This is a genomic window from Metabacillus sp. SLBN-84, from assembly GCF_053629595.1.
This window is the reverse complement of sequence record NZ_JBRJIP010000001.1, coordinates 3,924,099-3,939,221: the sequence shown is the minus strand read 5'-3', so window position 1 is coordinate 3,939,221 and position 15,123 is coordinate 3,924,099. Positions and strand designations below refer to the sequence as shown.

General features: G+C 42.8%; 17 protein-coding genes and 1 pseudogene. 15 read left to right on the top strand and 3 right to left on the bottom strand.

From position 1 onward, the window contains the following. Nucleotides 1-676: 676 nt before the first annotated feature. The 8 genes from abc-f to rbsK all read left to right on the top strand — a co-directional run bounded on the left by abc-f (nucleotide 677) and on the right by rbsK (nucleotide 9,304). Complete coding sequence (gene abc-f, locus RKD52_RS19905; RefSeq protein ID WP_454101072.1) at nucleotides 677-2,569, top strand: ribosomal protection-like ABC-F family protein; 1,893 nt, start codon at nucleotides 677-679, stop codon at nucleotides 2,567-2,569. Nucleotides 2,570-2,690: 121 nt separating this feature from the next. Then, nucleotides 2,691-3,167 (top strand): YehS family protein, encoded by a 477-nt coding sequence (locus RKD52_RS19900; RefSeq protein WP_411334343.1) that lies wholly within the window; start codon nucleotides 2,691-2,693, stop codon nucleotides 3,165-3,167. 3 nt (nucleotides 3,168-3,170) lie between these two features. After that, nucleotides 3,171-3,878, top strand: a complete 708-nt coding sequence (locus RKD52_RS19895) for a M48 family metallopeptidase (RefSeq protein WP_454101071.1) — start codon at nucleotides 3,171-3,173, stop codon at nucleotides 3,876-3,878. A gap of 229 nt (nucleotides 3,879-4,107) precedes the next feature. Next, on the top strand, nucleotides 4,108-5,130 hold the full coding sequence (locus tag RKD52_RS19890; RefSeq protein ID WP_454101070.1) for a LacI family DNA-binding transcriptional regulator: 1,023 nt from the start codon (nucleotides 4,108-4,110) through the stop codon (nucleotides 5,128-5,130). An 88-nt stretch (nucleotides 5,131-5,218) separates the two neighbouring features. Continuing rightward, nucleotides 5,219-5,890 carry a deoxyribose-phosphate aldolase gene (deoC, locus tag RKD52_RS19885; RefSeq protein ID WP_454101069.1) on the top strand — a complete coding sequence of 224 codons (672 nt, stop codon included), beginning with the start codon at nucleotides 5,219-5,221 and terminating at the stop codon, nucleotides 5,888-5,890. A gap of 45 nt (nucleotides 5,891-5,935) precedes the next feature. After that, nucleotides 5,936-7,276, top strand: coding sequence for an L-fucose:H+ symporter permease (fucP, locus tag RKD52_RS19880; RefSeq protein WP_454101068.1), 1,341 nt, complete (start codon nucleotides 5,936-5,938; stop codon nucleotides 7,274-7,276). A gap of 80 nt (nucleotides 7,277-7,356) precedes the next feature. Further along, entirely contained in the window at nucleotides 7,357-8,370 is a 1,014-nt protein-coding gene (locus RKD52_RS19875; protein WP_454101067.1) for an aldose 1-epimerase family protein, read from the top strand. A 13-nt stretch (nucleotides 8,371-8,383) separates the two neighbouring features. After that, nucleotides 8,384-9,304: a ribokinase gene (rbsK, locus tag RKD52_RS19870; protein ID WP_454101066.1), complete on the top strand. Its 921-nt coding sequence runs from the start codon at nucleotides 8,384-8,386 to the stop codon at nucleotides 9,302-9,304. Between the two features lie 113 nt (nucleotides 9,305-9,417). Here the strand turns inward: rbsK and RKD52_RS19865 are convergent, their stop codons facing one another. Further along, a complete protein-coding gene (locus tag RKD52_RS19865) occupies nucleotides 9,418-9,978 on the bottom strand; it encodes a M28 family peptidase (protein ID WP_454101278.1) in 561 nt (186 codons plus the stop codon). 98 nt (nucleotides 9,979-10,076) lie between these two features. Here RKD52_RS19865 and RKD52_RS19860 point away from each other — a divergent pair, with 98 nt between their 5' ends. The 3 genes and pseudogenes from RKD52_RS19860 (at nucleotide 10,077) to RKD52_RS19850 (ending at nucleotide 10,915) form a co-directional block, all read left to right on the top strand. Then, nucleotides 10,077-10,316: a hypothetical protein gene (locus tag RKD52_RS19860; protein WP_454101282.1), complete on the top strand. Its 240-nt coding sequence runs from the start codon at nucleotides 10,077-10,079 to the stop codon at nucleotides 10,314-10,316. Then, nucleotides 10,276-10,371: pseudogene (locus RKD52_RS19855) on the top strand (M48 family peptidase); the annotation flags it as partial. The gene RKD52_RS19860 and the pseudogene RKD52_RS19855, both read left to right, overlap by 41 nt. A gap of 91 nt (nucleotides 10,372-10,462) precedes the next feature. Further along, a complete protein-coding gene (locus RKD52_RS19850) occupies nucleotides 10,463-10,915 on the top strand; it encodes an SRPBCC family protein (protein WP_454101065.1) in 453 nt (150 codons plus the stop codon). 50 nt (nucleotides 10,916-10,965) lie between these two features. Here the strand turns inward: RKD52_RS19850 and RKD52_RS19845 are convergent, their stop codons facing one another. After that, nucleotides 10,966-11,937 (bottom strand): M20/M25/M40 family metallo-hydrolase, encoded by a 972-nt coding sequence (locus RKD52_RS19845; RefSeq protein ID WP_454101064.1) that lies wholly within the window; start codon nucleotides 11,935-11,937, stop codon nucleotides 10,966-10,968. 241 nt (nucleotides 11,938-12,178) lie between these two features. On the opposite strand from RKD52_RS19845, the gene RKD52_RS19840 reads away from it, so the two are divergent. From RKD52_RS19840 to RKD52_RS19830, 3 genes are read left to right on the top strand one after another with little or no spacing between them, the layout of a single operon-like run. Then, nucleotides 12,179-12,322, top strand: a complete 144-nt coding sequence (locus tag RKD52_RS19840) for a hypothetical protein (RefSeq protein ID WP_454101063.1) — start codon at nucleotides 12,179-12,181, stop codon at nucleotides 12,320-12,322. A gap of 30 nt (nucleotides 12,323-12,352) precedes the next feature. Beyond that, nucleotides 12,353-13,117, top strand: coding sequence for a MerR family transcriptional regulator (locus RKD52_RS19835; RefSeq protein ID WP_454101062.1), 765 nt, complete (start codon nucleotides 12,353-12,355; stop codon nucleotides 13,115-13,117). Then, nucleotides 13,110-13,766, top strand: coding sequence for a GAP family protein (locus RKD52_RS19830; RefSeq protein WP_454101277.1), 657 nt, complete (start codon nucleotides 13,110-13,112; stop codon nucleotides 13,764-13,766). Before RKD52_RS19835 ends, RKD52_RS19830 begins: the two co-directional genes overlap by 8 nt. Before the next feature lie 38 nt (nucleotides 13,767-13,804). Here RKD52_RS19830 and RKD52_RS19825 read toward each other — a convergent pair whose 3' ends face one another. Then, nucleotides 13,805-14,326 (bottom strand): hypothetical protein, encoded by a 522-nt coding sequence (locus RKD52_RS19825; RefSeq protein WP_454101061.1) that lies wholly within the window; start codon nucleotides 14,324-14,326, stop codon nucleotides 13,805-13,807. A 92-nt stretch (nucleotides 14,327-14,418) separates the two neighbouring features. Between RKD52_RS19825 and RKD52_RS19820 the strand changes: the two genes are divergently transcribed. Then, nucleotides 14,419-15,021, top strand: a complete 603-nt coding sequence (locus RKD52_RS19820) for a vWA domain-containing protein (protein ID WP_454101060.1) — start codon at nucleotides 14,419-14,421, stop codon at nucleotides 15,019-15,021. Nucleotides 15,022-15,123: the final 102 nt, after the last annotated feature.

The following is a 15,123-nucleotide window of genomic DNA, read 5'->3' as shown; positions in this document are numbered from 1 at the left end:
GACTGAGAGAGGGGTTTTGATGTAAGATTAAGATAGGGATAAATATATTTTAATAACGTATTGAAATCAGTGTTTCTAACGTAATATATCATGGTGGCTTTTATTTATCAATGACTTCTTAAGATATATCTTTAAAAAAATTTAAACGAAGCGGGCAGAGGATGTTTTCTCTGTCCTTTTTTTTATGCCCTTAAAACCTAAATGGAACGAATAAAAGATGCGATTAAATAGTAAGTGGAACATTTACATATTTACCTAAAAATGAGACAATAAAACAAATATTAGGAGGAGGAAAGTAACTATATGATGCCATCTTATTGCTAATTCATTTCCAGATAAAATTCATACGAATTTTATAACGAGTATTAAAATGTGCCTGATTAACAGGTTTATTTGGTTATGCTCTTTATGGAATGTTGGCAATACAGAGGATCGCTTACTTTTCTAAAACCTGAGATGATGAAGGTTTGCTGTTTTTTAAATACAGCATGTTCTGTGAATTTAGGCAGACGCCTGCTTATTTAAGCTTACCCCAATTATAATTTCGGACGATTTTAGGCTGTAGGAAGAGATCTCTTCTTGCGGCCTTTTTGCATGTGAAAAAAGAATAGTAACTGACTTCTTTGCCCTGTCCATAGACGGCATAACTCACACAATGATGAAAGAAGGGGATTTTGTGTTTGAGTTGACGCTGCAGGGTGTGAAGAAATATATGGAGGCGACCCTTGTGCTGAGGAATATCAGCTTCGAGGTGTATGCCGGAGATAAGGTTGGGATTGTCGGAGCCAACGGAAGCGGCAAGAGTACGGTTTTAAAGCTGATTGCCGGTATTTTGAAGATGCATTACTATCCGGGTTATCCGCAGACTTCGAGTCCCGGGTATGATGAGGGGCTGATCCACCGGCCGAGGGGAGCGACCATCGCGTATTTGGAACAGATGCCGTCTTTTCCTGAAGGACTGAAGGTAATAGATGTGCTGAACATGGCGTTTGAGGATGTTCATAAGATTGAGAAGCAGATGCGCGATTTAGAGGAGCAGATGCAGACTCTTACGGATGCTGCTCTTGAGAAGGGCCTGATGAAATACAGCGAGCTAGTCCAGCTGTATGAAGGCAAGGGCGGCTATGAGATTCAGGAGAAGCTTGGAAAGGTGTGCACGGGGCTGAAATTCAGCGATGCTTTCTTGGATCAGGACTTTGATTTGCTTAGCGGCGGGGAGAAGACGACGGTCATGCTTGGGAAGCTATTAGTGCATGATCCGGACATTCTTCTGCTGGATGAGCCGACGAATCATTTGGATATGGAGGCTCTTGAATGGCTTGAAGGCTATTTGAAAAGCTATAAGGGGATCGTCATCATCGTCTCGCATGACCGTTATTTTCTTGATCAAGTTGTGACCAAAATCGTGGAGATTGAAGACATGGAATCCATCACTTATAAGGGGAACTACTCCTCGTTTGTGAGTCAAAAGGAAGAAAACATGCGGATTCAGTTTGAGCATTTTCGTGAGCAGCAAAAGAAAATCAATTCCATGGAAACTACAGTTAAGGACCTCAGAGACTGGGCGATGCGTGCCGACAACACCAAGTTCTTCAAACGGGCAGCGAGCATTCAGAAAAAGCTCGCGAAGATGGAGCGGATTGATAAGCCGGTTTTTGAAAGACGGAATCTGAGACTAAACGTTAAACAGGCGGAACGGTCCGGGAATGAAACAATTAAAGCGGCGGGTCTTTCGAAAAGCTACGGAGATAAGGTGCTCCTTAAAAATGCAGACCTGATGATCCGCTACGGGGAACGGGTCGGTCTGATTGGAGGGAACGGCAGCGGAAAAACGACATTTTTGAAAATGCTGCTTGGAGAAGTGAAGCCGGATGCGGGGGTGGTCGAGGCTGGTGCGAATGTGATGGCTGCCTATTTGCCGCAGAAAATCACTTTTAACAACGAGCAGCACACCGTCCTTGAATGCTTCAGAGAAGATATCTCGATTCCGGAGGGCAAGTCACGGGAGTATTTGGCGAAATTTATGTTTTATAAAAATACGGTCTTCAAAAAAGTGAATCAGCTGTCAGGGGGAGAGCGGATCAGGCTGAAGCTTGGGATGCTGCTGTTTCAGGATGTGAACTTGCTGATCCTGGATGAACCGACGAATCACTTGGATATTGATTCGATTGAAACTCTTGAAGAAGCGCTGGAAGAGTTCACCGGAACCATTTTCTTTATCTCGCATGACCGGTATTTTATCAATAAGATCAGTCAGCGGATTGTGGCGCTTGAGGATTTTTCGTTTAAAAGCTATTTTGGAAACTATGATGAGTACAAGCGGCAGAAGGTAAAGCAGATTCCTCCGCAGACAATTGTTAAAGTGAAAAAACGAGTGGAAACTGTGAAGCAAATGGAAGCGGCTGAAACTACTCTGGCGAAGGTTGAGCGGCTTGAAAAGGAATTAGTTCATCTCGATTCCTTAATGGCGGCTGAACTGGACTATGAAAAGCTGGGCGGGCTGCATGAACGGAGGGTGCAAGTCACGGCGGAACTTGATGAAGCAATGGAAGAATGGCTGAAAGAATAACGCGGAAGCCTGTCCTTTAGGGGGCAGGCTTTATTATTGGCCGTCTACCCTTTATAATGAACAAAGCAATCACGCAAACACCCGCCGGTTAATTGGTAACTGACGGACAGGAGGTCATATAATGGATAATAACGATATTTTAATTCGCTTACGATATGCGCTGGATTTGAAAAATGCAGAGATGGTCGAGATTTTTAAGCTTGGCGGGATCGAAGTAAGTCCCCTGGAGCTGCCGCTCATTTTGACAAAGTCTGATTCAGAGGAAGAAAATATTACGTGCGATAATGTGATGTTTGAGTCGTTCTTGAATGGACTGATTACTTTCAAACGCGGTCCGAAGCCTGGGGCAGAGACACCGGAACTGACGCTTGGCAGAAGCACGAACGTAAACAATCATCTTTTGAAAAAAGTGAAAATTGCTCTTGCGCTCACAACTGAGGAAATGATTGAGATCTTTGACCTGGCAGGGTTGCAGGTGACTAAAGGAGAACTCGGTGCTCTCCTCAGAAAAGAAGGCCATAAAAATTACAAAGCATGCGGAGATAAGTTCGCCCGGAACTTTTTAAAGGGACTGGCTGTTAAATACCGAGGAGCGTAAAAGATGATCCACACATATGCAGGAGAAACAATCCGGTATGAGGTGACGCATAAAAACCGCACCTCCATCGGGCTGCGCATGGACCAGTACGGGATTGTGGAGGTCCTGGCTCCGAAGGGCACAAGCGAAGAGCAAGTGCATCAGGTGCTTGAGGCAAACTGGGCACTGATTCAGGAAAAGCTGAAGGACGTGCAGGCCAGGATGCAGGGCACGCTGAAGAAAACCTATGAATACGGGGAGACTTTTCTATATTTGGGAAAGGCGTACCCCATCAGCATTACGCACGATGAGATCACTGAAAAGGACAACGTGGTATTTGACGGGAAAACCCTGCGCATTCAAGTAAAGCAGCAGGAGGATGCCAGCATCAGACAGGCGCTAAAACGCTACTATTACCAACAGTGCAAATCCATTGTGGAAAAGAGCATCAAATCCCATCAATCCCATTTTAAAATGAAGCCCCGCTCTGTCAAAATTGTCGACAGCAAGAAGAACTGGGGGACGTGCAACGGAAACCTGGAGCTCACCTTCAACTGGAAGCTTGCGATGGCTCCCCAAGAGGTAATTGACTATGTCGTTGTGCACGAAATGTGCCACATGGTGCATCTGAATCACGACCGGTCGTTCTGGAGACTGGTCGGGAAGATTATGCCTGATTATAAAGAGCGTGAGGCCTGGCTGGCTGTGTCTAGTTGGAGGATGACGGTTTAAATTAGGCGGCTCTGATATGAAACTAAGAGCCGCCTTTTTTATATAAAAGTCTAAGTTTGAAACCGCATTCAAAAACTTCTTGCTATCCCGTATCAAACATGCTAATCTATTTCCAAGAACATAATCTAAACGTTTACATTTTAAGAGTTAGGATTACATAGTTAAAATCACGTTAATAGCCTTTATTTATATAAAAATCTAAACGTTTACATTTTTGGAGTGTTGATAAGTGGAAGCGAAACCAAATATTCAAGATGTGGCTAAGCTTGCAGATGTTTCGATTGCAACTGTGTCCCGGGTTATTAATAATCAGGGTGGCGTTCGCAGAGTAACGGAGGAACGGATCCTTAAGGCGATAGAGGAACTGGGCTATATCCGCAGTGCAGCAGCCAGAACGATGAAGAGAAAAGAAACGAATACTATTGGCGTGATTGTTCCTGATATTAAGAACCCGTTCTTTCCTCTGGTTATGGCAGGGATTGAACAGAAAGCCCGTGAGAAGGAATTCTTTACGATTTTGAGCAGTACAAATGAATCTCCGAAAGTTGAAGAGGAGATTGTAAAGAATTTTATTGAAAGAGGTGTTGATGGTGTCATTATTACGACTGCCAATGAAAACGGGGACCACTTGAGGCTGCTTCATGAGCAGGGGATTCCAGTTGTGGCGGTTGATCGTAGTATCAAGAAATTCGATGTAGACACCGTTCTCGTGGATAACAAGAAGGGATCTTACCAGGCGGTTCAGCATTTGATCCTTCAGGGGCATAAAAAGATTGCGATTATATGTGGGCCGCAGAAAACGACTCCTGGACTTGAGAGGTTCTTAGGTTATAAGGAAGCACTTGAGGATTACAACATCGAATTGGACGAGCGGTATGTTATTCATGGGGATTTCGGAGAGCAGAGCGGTATCGAGAGTACAAAGAAGCTTTTTGAGCTGGATGATCAGCCGACTGCGATTTTTTCTTCCAACAACTTGATGACAATCGGCTGTATGAAAGCGCTGGATGAATTGAACTGGAAGCTTGGCAGCGAGGTTTCGTTCATTGGGTTTGATGAAGTGGACATTGCAACATTCTTGAATCCTAAGCTTAGTGTTGTTGCAAGACCCATGAATGCGATTGGTGAGATTGCTTTTCAGCTGCTTCATGAGAGGATTTCATTTAAAGGAGCTCTTCCGAAGCGGGAGTATTTATTGTCTCCAGAGCTGAAGATCAGGGAATCTTGCCGATTTGCGAATCAACCAGTCTGAGAATAAGAATAGGGTACCAATGGATCAAATTTGATCCTAACCCTTTCTATATAATGAAAGCGTTTCATTCTACTAGGAAAGAGGAGAAATGGATATGAACACAGCAAAAATGATTGACCATACCCTGTTAAAAGCAGAGGCAACGAAAGAACAGATTGTGAAGCTTTGTGAAGAAGCGAGAGAATATGGATTTGCATCAGTTTGTGTAAATCCAGTATGGGTTAAAACGGCGGCACAGGAGCTTAAAGGAAGCGATGTAAAGGTTTGTACGGTTATTGGTTTTCCTCTCGGAGCTTCAACAACTGCAGTTAAAGCTGCAGAAACAGCGGATGCTATTCAAAATGGCGCTGGAGAAGTGGACATGGTCTTGGCAATTGGTCTTTTAAAATCAGGAGCAGAGGAAGCGGTTGAAGCTGACATTCGAGCGGTTGTTGAAGCCGCTGAATCAAAAGCGATTGTGAAGGTCATTATCGAGACATCACTGCTTACTGAAGAAGAAAAGGTACGTGCTTGTGGGCTTTCCCTTAGCGCTGGTGCCGATTTTGTCAAAACGTCTACTGGATTTTCAACAGGGGGAGCGACGGTTGAAGATGTAACATTAATGCGAAAGGTTGTTGGAGACAAGGCTGGCGTAAAGGCATCTGGAGGCATTCGCGATTTGAACGATTTGAGAGCTATGGCTGAGGCTGGTGCGAACCGCATCGGGGCAAGCTCAGGTGTAAAGATTATGAACGGTGAAGCTGTTGAAGGCGGATACTAATTTTATTGAGTAATAGATTACAAAGGACAAAAGGGGATGTTAGAAATGAAAACAAACAACATTATTCAGCTTCAGGATGGGTATTTGAACCGCACACCAATTTTTCAGTTTATCCTATTGTCTCTCCTGTTCCCGTTATGGGCAGTGGCGGCAAGCTTGAATGATATTCTGATTACACAGTTCAAGCATGTGTTTGAACTTAGTGATTTTGCAAGCGCTTTAGTGCAGAGTGCTTTTTACGGAGGTTATTTCCTAGTAGCGATTCCTGCTTCTATGGTCATTAAAAAAACAAATTATAAATTTGCGATTCTAACAGGTTTGCTTTTCTATATTGTGGGCTGTTCACTGTTTTACCCGGCATCACATATGGCCACTTACACAATGTTCTTATTTGCCATTTTTTCAATTGCGATTGGCTTAGGTTTCCTTGAAACGGCTGCGAATACATATAGTTCGATGATTGGACCGCGCAAGTATGCGATTCTCCGATTGAACATCAGCCAGACGTTTTACCCGATTGGTGCCATTTCCGGAATCCTGCTTGGAAAATATCTTGTGTTCCAGGAAGGCGCTAGTCTTGAAGCTCAAATGGCGACGATGACTCCGGCAGAAGCGCAGGCTTTTGGATTGAAAATGCTAGAGCATACTCTTGAACCTTATAAATATATTATCTTTGTTCTTGTCGGTGTACTTATTCTGTTTGTTCTGACGAAATTCCCATCTTGTAAACCTGAAGTGAAAAGCAGCAAAGCTTCAGAGAAAGCACCTGGCATCTTGCAGACACTAAAATATTTAGCTGGCATCAAACGTTTCCGCAAGGGAATTGCCGCTCAATTTTTATATGTAGGAATGCAGGTAACAGTTTGGTCCTTTACAATTCGTCTAGCGCTGGATCTTAATCCTGACATTAATGAACGTACAGCTTCAAACTTTATGATATACAGCTTTATTGCCTTCTTTATTGGCAAATTCATCGCAAATTTCTTAATGACTCGTTTTTCACCGTCGAAGGTTTTGGTTACGTATTCAATCATCGGTTCAGCTCTGCTCGCTTATGTGGCATTCGTGCCGAACATGACAGCGGTGTATGCAGCTGTTGCTGTGAGCATGCTGTTTGGACCTTGCTGGCCGACAATTTATGCAGAAACGCTTGAAGTCGTTAAAGAGAAAAAATACACAGAAACAGCAGGCGCCATTCTTGTAATGGCAATAGTCGGGGGAGCTGTTGTCCCAGCCGTTCAGGGGTTTGCCTCTGATATCTTCGGTTCTATGCAGACGGCTTTCCTTGTATCAATGGCTTGCTTTGTTTATGTAGGTTTTTATTTCTACGGTGAAATGAAAACACAAAAAAACGCTGAGGAAGTAAAAACAAAAGCCACAGCGTAAGACTTAAACTCCAATCTAATAGATTAGGCAGCCGCTTACCTGGCTGCCCGATCTATATGGGCTTGAAAGGAATGGAAAGAATGACAGGTATGATAGAATTACAGCGTGCATTTTTCTCAGAAAGCAGCAAATTGATTTTTAGAAACACTGAATTTACTGTAAGCTTATTTAAATATCCATCTGGTGTTGAAGCGATTGAACTGAAAAATTCCCGCGGCAGAATGGTTGTGCTTCCATATATGGGGCAGATGATTTGGGATTTGGAATTTGACGGTGCCGATCTTAAAATGAAAAACATGTTCTCTCAGCCTAAAAGGGCAGAACAGGTAATTGATACATATGGCTGCTTCGCTTTTCATTCAGGCTTAATCAGCAATGGATGCCCAGGTCCCGAGGATAATCATGAACTCCACGGAGAAATGGCATGTGCAGAAATGGACAGAGTGTGGCTTGAGATTTCGGATAAAGACATTAAAGTGTGCGGTGAGACAGAGTATGTCAGAGGCTTCGGCCATCATTATATGGCTTCACCTAGTGTTAAAATGATAAACGGAGAATCTTTCATTAAGATGAATATGACGGTGAAAAACCTCTCAGGTACAGCTATGCCGCTTCAATATATGTGCCATACAAATTATGCTTATCTTGATCAGGCAGTGATGAAGCAGAATATTCCACAGGATACTTTCAAGCTTAGGGAATCGATTCCAGATCATGTGAAACCGACTGGAAAATGGTTGAATTATAACAAGAAGCTATTGAATGGCGAACAATCGCTCACTCAATTAACCAATCCAGATATGTATGATCCTGAGATTGTGTTTTTTGCAGATGCACTCAACCAATACCAAGACGTAGCAGAGTTTGAAATGGTTTCACCAAATGGCTTAACGTTCTTTACGAAATTTAATACAGCGGAATTAAATTATGCGACAAGATGGTTATTACATAATAAGGACCAGCAGGTGGGAGCGTTTGTCCTGCCGGCAACATGCCGTCCTGAAGGCTTTAAGGCTGCCGAGAAAGCTGGAACACTAATTTCGCTTGCTGCAGGGGAAGAACGATCATTCACGGTTGTAACCGGAAAAAAATAAGGAGGAAAAGAACATGGATATAGCAGTAATCGGATCCAACATGGTGGATCTTATCTCATACATTGATAAAATGCCTAAAGAAGGAGAAACTCTTGAGGCACCTGACTTTGAAATCGGCTGCGGCGGCAAAGGAGCAAACCAGGCAGTTGCAGCTGCCAAAATGGGCTCTAAAGTAATGATGATCACCAAAGTTGGTGATGACCTTTTTGCAGATAATACGATTCAAAACCTTGAAAACTATGGAATCGATACGGAGTTTACAAAGAAAGTACCAGGCACTTCAAGTGGTGTAGCACCGATTTTTGTAGACCCGGAGTCAAAGAACCGCATCCTGATCATAAAAGGAGCGAACCAGCACTTGCAGCCAGATGATGTAGACCGGGCAGAAGAAAAGCTTAAAAAATGTTCTCTTATTGTTCTTCAGCTTGAAGTTCCGCTTCCAACGGTTTACCGCGCAATTGAATTTGGTAATGAGCATGGTATTCCAGTTATCTTGAATCCGGCACCTGCATCTAAGGACTTGGATTTTGAATATGTATGCAAAAGCGACTTTTTCATCCCGAATGAAAGTGAACTTGAGATCTTGACTGGCATGCCAGTAGAGTCTGATGAGCAAGTCAAAGCAGCAGCAACCGTCCTCATTGAAAAAGGAGTAAAAGATGTCATTGTGACAATGGGCAGCCGCGGTGTAATGTGGGTTGCGAAGGAAAAAACAGAAGTTATCGAGTCACATAAAGTGGCAGCGATTGATACCACTGGAGCAGGTGATGCATTCATTGGATGCTTTGCACACTATTTTGCAAAAAAAGGGGACGTGCTTCAATCTATAAAAATGGCTACAGCATTTGCGGCATTGAGTGTTACTAAACGTGGAACACAGTCTTCTTATCCGACTGCGGAGGAAGTTGAAGAGTTATTGAATGCAAGAGTATAAGAGAAAACAAGACAGGAAACAACGTTTCCTGTCTTGTTTTTCATTCATTATGGTGCTTATTTAGACGTGCTTGTCTTATTCATAAACTTCAACAACTCAGTAAGAACCTGACTTTAAGTTGTCAATCGCTCCTTCAATATAAGCAAGTGTATCATTCTCTGTATGCCAAATCCCGCCATCTCTTCCGTATGCTCATATCCATCTAATTCACCAATTTTCCAGTTAGTAGATTCAAAGTATGCGAATGGTATACCCAGTTCATTGAATGGGGCATGGTCACTCCAGTCTCCTGTTGTGCCAGCTGGATATTCAGGGTTCAGACCTGTGTTGATGCCAATGGCGAGTTTTTTCTTGTTAGCAATGTTCATCGCCTGGTCACGGATGAAGACAGCTTCGCCTGCGCTGCCGTGGACATACATTTTGTCTCCAGCTGCAAGGCTGTCCAGGTTGATCATTCCGACTGTGTTCTTAATTTCTTTTGCTGTCGTTTGCTTCACGTAATAGTTTGAAACGTTCAGACCGCCTTCTTCAGCTCCATATGCTACAAAGACGAAGGAATAAGGTGTTGATACTTTTTTCAAGACCTCAGCGACTTCCAGCATAACACCAACGCCTGATGCATTATCGTGGTCTCCTTTGCCTGTTGCAACAGAGTCATAGTGGGCGCCAACGATGATTTTTGCTTGATTTGCCTAGTTTGTATGAGAGAAAAAGTAGACGACGTCGTGACCGATTATGATAAACAAATAGAAGCTTCAACAGAGGGGATAAAGTGACATTCACTCTTGAACTGAAGGAAAAGGCAGAAGATGGGAATCTTCTGATTTACTATAAGCACCTGGATGACCAGGTAGACAGGCACTTAGAAGTTGGGAGCCAAGCCTTCTATATCAAATTGAAGAAGCGCAGGGACGGTTTTCTTGCTACCATACTTGTAATGAGGAAGCAGCAGAACCGTCCCCATGCTTCCCGACCGGTCGTTCTGGAGACTGGTCGGGAAGATTATGCCTGATTATAAAGAGCGTGAGGCCTGGCTGGCTGTGTCTAGTTGGAGGATGACGGTTTAATAAGGTAGCGCATCAAATGTAATCGTCTTTCTTGTCTACTAGTCAGCCGTTGCTTACAATTGGTGTATCCAATAGATGAGAGGTACCTGCTATGCCTACAATTAAGCACGAAATTTTTATCCAGGCACCCATTGAAATCTGTTTCGACCTTGCACGCAGCGTAGATGTCCATATGGAAACGACAGGAAAAACTCAGGAAAGAGCCGTTGACGGTGTTACCAGCGGCTTGATGGAACTTGGCGATTCAGTCACTTGGGAAGCTGTTCATCTTGGAGTGAGGCAGACATTAACAGCTAAAATTATTGAGATGGAGAAGCCCTATCGATTTACAGATGTTATGGTTAAGGGAGCTTTCCGTTCATTCACGCATACGCACGAATTCCAAGAAAGCGGCACAGGAACAATCATGAAGGATGTCTTTTCCTATGAATCTCCTTTTGGCATTTTTGGAAAGACAGCTGATCTGTTATTTCTGGAAAGATATATGAATAAGTTTATTGCTGCTCGTGCATTGGAGCTGAAAAGGATTGCTGAGAAGATGTAATGTTATATGGACAAAACAAAAAGAAAGGCGTCTGCCTTTCTTTTTTCATTCTATTTGTTTGATAGACTTGGGTTATTCATATGCTTCAAAAGCTCAGTCAGCACCTGGCTGTAAGAGGATAAGCGTTCCTCTGTTCTGCCTGGAAATACTTCCTCAATGAAAGCAAGAGTATCGTTTTCTGTATGCCAGATTCCGCCGTATTCTTCCGTTTGCTCATACCCGTCAAGGTCACCGATTTCCCAGTTGGTAGATTCAAAGTACGCGAAAGGAATACCGAGTTTATCGAATGGTGCATGGTCGCTCCAATCTCCTGTTGTGCCTGCCGGATAGTCAGGATTTAATCCTGGGTTGATGCCGATATCGAGTTTTTTCTTTTTAGAAATGTTCACTGCCTGGTCACGAATAAAGCCATCCTCGCCTGCGCTGCCGTGCACGTACATTTTGTCGCCTGCTGCAAGGCTGTCCAGGTTGATCATGCCGACTGTGTTCTCAATGTCTTTTGCGGTCATTTGTTTGGCGTAATGGTTTGATCCGTTTAATCCGCCTTCTTCAGCGCCGAAGGCAACGAATACGATGGAATATGGAGTCTTTTTCTTTTTAAGAACTTCTGCCACTTCAAGCATCACTCCGACGCCTGATGCATTATCGTCAGCTCCTTTGCCCGTTGCAACAGAATCATAGTGCGCGCCGACAATGATTTGCTTGCTTGATTTGCCTTTTTTATAGGCCAGAACATTTACAGATGAGTAGTACTTTCCTTTTCTCGTAAATGTGAAAGATTGTTCAGCCGGCTTGTAACCCATGCGCTTAAATTGATCATGGATATAGGTTTTTGCTGCCGTTTCCCCTGGAGTGCCCATTACTCGCTGGCCGATTTTTTCAGACAGGTATTTCGTATGCTGATAAGCCATTGCGCCTTTTTTATGTACCAATGACGGGGAATATGTGACAGCCGAAGCTGCTCCTGCTGATGAGATTAGCAGAAATAGAATAGTGAGTATAGTGAAAATCTGTTTTTGCATGAGTGTCTCCCTTTATTAAAATTCATTTACATGCATAATTATAAATATAGATTCATAGATTTTCAACCTCTATTTTAAGCTCAGCGCCAATAGGCGAAAAGTAAAAAGCCTGGCCAAGGTAACGTGTCAGGCTTTTTCTGCAAATGGAACTTGAAGTTGACGCTGCGTCATCTTATATACTGATAAACAGCTGGTGATGCACCCTTTAAAACAATACTGCTTGAAGCGGGGAGGTTTTTTTATGAAACAGGAGGATATTGTCATTTATGGATGTGTCATTATAGGAGCTGGAATCGGGCTGGTCCTGGACAATGCGTTTCCGGGAGCGCTGATTGGCCTGGGTGCAGGGTATTTATTAAAAATGTATTTTCGTAAAGAAGAATAGCTTACCTAAAACGAATCGGGGGGATACAGCTTGATGCACATTAACAAAGTGGCGGAGAAAACAGGTGTTACAGTCAGAACGCTGCGTCACTACGATAAGATCGGTTTGTTGAGGCCTGCGTCCAAAACGGAAGGAGGTCATCGATTATATTCAAACACTGAAATCAAAAAACTGCAGCAGATTCAATTTTTAAAAAAGGCAGGGTTTCAATTAAATGAGATTCGGGAAATGCTCGCTTCAAATGAGTGGAATTGGTCGGTTCACTTAAAGAGCCAGTTATCTTTTATATTAGAAGAAATCGAAAACCTGAAGAAGGTTGAACAGTCCCTGCGGGAGCTCATCCATGGAATAGCTGTTGAAGGAGAGGAAGAATGGATTGCGGTTCAAAAGCTTATGCACGTATCAAGCAGAGACAAAAAGATACAAAGGAAGTACCGTGAAGCTGTATTCAGGGAGAAAGAAATCCAATTATTGAATAAGGTTCCCAATATGGCAAAAGGGGATTCGCTGGAATGGATGAAGCTGATTGGTCAGTTGAAGCGCTGCATGAAGGATGGGCCAGATACACCTGAAGTTCAAACGATTATAAGAAGGATGGATGAAAAGCGTATAGAAGAATTTGATGGCGAGAACGAATTTTTAGATAAGCTTTGGAATATAAGAATATCGCAAGAACAGTCAGAGAAGATGGGGCTGTATCCTATTGAAGACGATTTGCTTGAGTTTATGACACGGGCACATGAAATTTATGTGCGAAATGAGAATGCCTCTTCGTCAAGACAGAGCGATGAATAGTGAAATGCTTCTTGCCATTGGCGGTCTTGCCCTTTTGGATACATTAAGTCCTGCTACATTGGGGATAACCGTGTATATGCTGCTTGGAAACAAAGAGGGGTTTGCCAAACGGCTAATGGTTTTTTTGCTGACAGTTGCCGGGTTTTATTTTACTGTTGGAGTCTTTCTGATGCTGGGGTTAGGTTTTCTGGCTGACATTATCTCTGATTTTTTTCAAATTCGCTTTGTTAGCTGGACAGTCTTTCTAACTGGAGTCTTTCTGTTCATCGCAAGTTTTTATGTGCCGGCAAGAAAACGTTCAGTCCCGTCCTATTCAAAATTCGCTGGTGTCCGATCGGCTGCAGCTCTGGGACTCACTGCCTCAATCGCAGAAGCAGGCACCGCATTCCCTTATTTTACTGCAATCGGTATTATGACTGCTTCTAATCTGCCGTGGACGGAATGGTCTCCTGTTTTAGCCGGGTACAATTTTATTATGGTGATGCCTTCTCTTTTGCTGTATATGTTATCTCTTCTTCTTGGGCACAGCATGCAAAAAAAACTTGAGCAGCTGCGCTTGAAGATAGCTGCTCAATCTGGATCGGCTCTTTCTTGGATCATGTGCATAGTGGGTGTCATTCTTATCTTTACTAGTCTTGATTACTTGTGAGGCATATACAAGTAAACATTAGAAAATGTCCGAGCTTGTTATTTATTGTTTACCAGCAGACTTTCAGCTTTTTGCTTTTTAGAGATGAACCTGTTAAATGCTTCGTTTAGTTCGTCGATGTCATATCTTTTTTCCTCAAGAAAGAACTTAATGATAAGATCTTGTGTGTCGCTGTTTGAAAGTGAATAACCACCGGTTTCTAAGAAACTGTCAAACTCATCTTTACTTAACTTCAATGCGAATGCAATGGATACAAGCGTATGTTTCTTAGGCTTATAGGAGGGGTTTGTTCTTATTTTCGAAAACAGCTTTCTGTCTAATCCGGCCTTATTGTACACTTGTGCATCAGTAAGGCCCCGTTTATCAATCAAGTCAAATAACACCTGGTTTAAAACAGGCTGGCGGTTGTTGTCTATGTAATCTTCGATATCCTGAGAAATGATTTCAGGCGAATACACCAGAATATTTTCTGATGCCGGTGAATAGCAAATAAAATCTGAAGAAAATAATGCGTTGTCTATGTAGTCTTTCAGTTCATCTATAAATGGTTGAGTAAGCAAATGACCGCCTCCAAATGTCGCTTTCAAAGCGACCATTATATGGATAATTATTGATAAGATTATACCATGAATATGTATGGAGGCTGATGAACATGAATCATAACTTAACTGAAATTGTCTTTCTGCTGGACCGCAGCGGATCAATGGGCGGACTTGAACAGGATGTTATTGGAGGGTTCAATTCTTTTATTGAAAATCAGTGCAGGCTTGAAGGAGATACAGTGCTGACCACTGTATTATTCGATGATGAATATGAAGTGCTTTGGAAGGGCGAAGATGCAAAATCCTGCAAACTGACCGTGGAAGACTACTATGTCAGAGGACTGACTGCCCTTTTAGATGCCATTGGTAAAACGATTACCGATGTGGGCCGAAGACTTTCAAAGACTTCGGAAGAACAGCGTCCCGACAAAGTGATTTTTGTCATTACAACGGACGGACAGGAAAATGCCAGTAAAGAATTCTCATATGATAAAGTCCATGAACTCATCAAGCATCAGCAGGAAACATACAGGTGGGAATTCATTTTTATGGGCGCGAACATAGATGTTGCAAAAGAAGCTGAGAATATTGGGATTAGAAGCGACAATGCGTATTCTTTTGACGCATCGGAGGTCGGAATGAAGGAAATGTATGAAGTTGTTTGTCAATCTGTGAATCAGATCAGGATAGATTCAGCCTTTAAAAAGGTATAACAAGATGCCGGGGGTTATAGCTTTTCAAAAGCGTTAACTGGCATGTGAGAAGGACATATAAAAGGAAAGAAGAGCAAGTTTTCACTGAAAACATGCTCTTCT